Below are 2,140 nucleotides of genomic sequence, written 5' to 3'. Positions count from 1 at the left end.
CCGTCGCCCTCCTCCGGCCAGTGCGCCTCGGCGAGGACGACCAGCCCGTCGGGGGTGTTCACGCGGCACCGACCAGCAGCGCGGTGTTCGCGCCACCGAAGGCCGCGTTGAGGCTCAGCGCGTACGGCGTGCCGACCGGCCGGGGGGCGTCGACGACGACGTCCAGCGGGCAGGCGTCGTCGGCGCCGAGGAACCCGGCGTTGACCGGCAGCTTGCCGTGCCGCAGCGCCAGCACGGTGATGACCAGTTCGAGCAACGCCGACGCCTCCAGTGCGTGGCCGTGGATGGACTTGGTGGAGCTGACCGGGATCCGGTCGAGGGCCGGCCCCAGGGCCCGGCGCAGCGCCGCCGCCTCCGAGGCGTCGCTGTACGCGGTCCCGGTGGCGTTGGCGTTGACGTAGCCGACGTCGGTCGGCGCCAGTCCGGCCCGGCCGAGGGCGGCGGTGACCGCGCGGGCCAGTCCCGCCCCGGACGGGTCCGGCTGGCACGGGTGGTACCCGTCGCCGGCCCGCCCCCAGCCGACCAGCCGGGCGAGCGGGGCGTGCCCCCGGTCGTGCGCCGCCGCCGCGGACTCGACGACCACGGCGGCCACCCCGTCGCCGAGCAGCAGCCCCTTCCGACCGGTGCTGAACGGCCGGACCACCCCGTCGGTGGCCAGCGCCCGGCCCGCGTCGAAGAGGGCGTACTGGTCCGGCTCGACCAGGTAACCGGCGGCGACCACGAGGCGGTCCGCCCGCCCGGCGGCGACCAGGGCCGCCGCGTCGGCGACCGCGGTACCGGCCGAGACGCAGGCGGTGGTGTAGACCCGCCGTACCCCGGCCAGCCCGGCCCGCGCGGCCAACGCGGTGGCCAGCGCCGGTACCCCGGCACCCCCGTGCACCGCGAGCAGCAGGGCGGTACCGGCCCGCTGTCCGGCGGTGAGCCCGGCGGCGGCGCACGCCCCGTCGACCACGGCGGCGAGTTCGTCGGCGAGCGGCCCGACGGTGTCCAGGGTGGCGGCCACCCGGACCCGCCGGTCCGTGACGTCGAACCGGCGGACCGGGGTGAACGTCGCGGTGCCGGCGAGGGCCCCGGCGAGTTGCGCGTCGGCCTCCCGGCCGAGGGCACTGACCGCGGTCAGGCCGGCGATGACCACCGACGGCGGCTCAGCCATCGGCGGTGGCGGCCAGCGCCGCGCCGAGCACCTCCCGGGCGTCGTCGACGGTCCGGATCCGGGCCAACTGGTCGTCGGTGAGGTCGAGGTGCTGTCCGTAACGCTGCTCGACCTGGTGCACCAGCCAGGCCAGTTCCATCGATCCGACCCGCTCGGGCACGTCGGCCACCGGCCGGTCGGTCATCTCGGCCAGCATGGCGACCAGGTCGGCGTGCCGCAGCGGAGGGTGCGCCGTCATCAGGCCGCGCCGCCGGCGGCCTTGGCGACCCGCCCGGCCACCATCGCGGTGAACTCGCCGACCGTCATCAGCGCCAGCTTCTCCGACTCGTCGTCGGCGAACCGCAGGCCGTACCGGTCCTCCACCCGGGTCGCCAGGTCGGCCAGGGCCAGCGACTCCAGGTCGACACCGGCCGGGCCCAGGGTGGTGTCGTCGTCGATGTCGTCGACGTCGTAGTTCATGTCCTTCAGCGACTCGATGACGAACGCCCGAACGTCGTCGGTCATGGGTAACCTCTTTCCGTGAGCCCTCTACCGGGATCCGATCTGGACACCGTGTACGTCTGGGTCAGCGCCGGGAGCGGTACGCCGCAGGCGGTGGCCCGGCGACTGCTGGTGGCGGCGGGGGTGGCGCTGCTCGGTCGGCCGGCGGCGGAGGTCCGCACCGGTCACGCCCCGGGCGGGGCGCCGTGGCTGGTGGCCGGCACCGACGAGCGGCTGTGGGTCAGCGTCAGTCATGCGCCGGGGGTCGTCGCGGTGGCGGCCAGCCGCCACCTCCCGGTCGGGGTCGACGTCGAGCGCCCCTGCCGGGCGGCGGTGGCCGGTCTGGCCGGGCGATGGTTCCACCCGACGGAGGTCGACTGGCTGGACCGACGGCCCGAGGCCGACCGGTCCGGGGCGTTCCTGCTGCTCTGGACGGCCAAGGAGGCGCTCGGCAAGGCGCTCGGCACCGGCCTGGCCGGCGGCGGGCTCCGCCGCCGGGTACCTATC

At 76.4% G+C, this 2,140-nt stretch carries 4 protein-coding genes; 1 reads left to right on the top strand and 3 read right to left on the bottom strand.

Features of this window, described 5'->3' with window-relative positions; all coding sequences use genetic code 11:
• Positions 1-58: 58 nt before the first annotated feature.
• Genes GSF22_RS33115 through GSF22_RS33105 form a run of 3 tightly spaced genes read right to left on the bottom strand, consistent with a single transcriptional unit; the run spans position 59 to position 1,657 of the window.
• A complete protein-coding gene (locus GSF22_RS33115) occupies positions 59-1,153 on the bottom strand; it encodes a beta-ketoacyl synthase N-terminal-like domain-containing protein (protein WP_208817843.1) in 1,095 nt (364 codons plus the stop codon).
• Positions 1,146-1,391 carry an acyl carrier protein gene (locus GSF22_RS33110; protein ID WP_208817842.1) on the bottom strand — a complete coding sequence of 82 codons (246 nt, stop codon included), beginning with the start codon at positions 1,389-1,391 and terminating at the stop codon, positions 1,146-1,148. Before GSF22_RS33110 ends, GSF22_RS33115 begins: the two co-directional genes overlap by 8 nt.
• Positions 1,391-1,657 carry a phosphopantetheine-binding protein gene (locus tag GSF22_RS33105; protein ID WP_208817841.1) on the bottom strand — a complete coding sequence of 89 codons (267 nt, stop codon included), beginning with the start codon at positions 1,655-1,657 and terminating at the stop codon, positions 1,391-1,393. The genes GSF22_RS33110 and GSF22_RS33105 overlap by 1 nt, the downstream gene beginning before the upstream one ends.
• Positions 1,658-1,672: 15 nt before the next feature.
• Between GSF22_RS33105 and GSF22_RS33100 the strand changes: the two genes are divergently transcribed.
• A partial coding sequence (locus GSF22_RS33100) for a 4'-phosphopantetheinyl transferase family protein (protein ID WP_307804513.1) occupies positions 1,673-2,140 on the top strand: 468 nt, incomplete at its 3' end.

It is taken from the genome of Micromonospora echinofusca (assembly GCF_017614955.1).
Taxonomy (GTDB): domain Bacteria; phylum Actinomycetota; class Actinomycetes; order Mycobacteriales; family Micromonosporaceae; genus Micromonospora; species Micromonospora echinofusca_A.
The sequence above is the reverse complement of the archived record's forward strand: the minus strand, read 5'-3'. Positions and strand labels throughout refer to the sequence as shown.

Excerpts from the sequence above, each read along its gene's own strand:
- GSF22_RS33110 (WP_208817842.1), bottom strand. The coding sequence starts at position 1,391 with ATGACGGCGCACCCTCCGCTGCGGCACGCCGACCTGGTCGCCATGCTG.
- GSF22_RS33115 (WP_208817843.1), bottom strand. The coding sequence starts at position 1,153 with ATGGCTGAGCCGCCGTCGGTGGTCATCGCCGGCCTGACCGCGGTCAGT.
- GSF22_RS33105 (WP_208817841.1), bottom strand. The coding sequence starts at position 1,657 with ATGACCGACGACGTTCGGGCGTTCGTCATCGAGTCGCTGAAGGACATG.